General features: G+C 65.9%; 1 protein-coding gene. It reads left to right on the top strand.

Features of this window, described 5'->3' with window-relative positions:
• Positions 1 to 208: HAD hydrolase-like protein (locus tag NE637_RS15740; protein WP_256267861.1), on the top strand; the 208-nt coding region annotated here is incomplete at both ends.

Here is a 208-nt window from a genome sequence, read left to right as displayed (position 1 = left end):
AAGCCGCTGCCGATCGAAAGATCGATCTTGCACGCTCCTGGAGGATTGGCGACCGTGTGCGCGATATGCAGGCCGGGCTGGCCGCCGGGTGCAGGTGCGTGCTATTGCGCCCCCCGGTGGGCGCGTACGAAGATCACGTACCCGTGCCGGAAGGCGTAAAGGTGGTGCCGAATCTGGCCGCCGCCGGGGTGCATATTCTTGCGCCTGA

It is taken from the genome of Desulfovibrio desulfuricans, from assembly GCF_024460775.1.
Taxonomy (GTDB): Bacteria; Desulfobacterota; Desulfovibrionia; order Desulfovibrionales; family Desulfovibrionaceae; genus Desulfovibrio; species Desulfovibrio desulfuricans_E.
The sequence above is the reverse complement of the archived record's forward strand: the minus strand, read 5'-3'. Positions and strand labels throughout refer to the sequence as shown.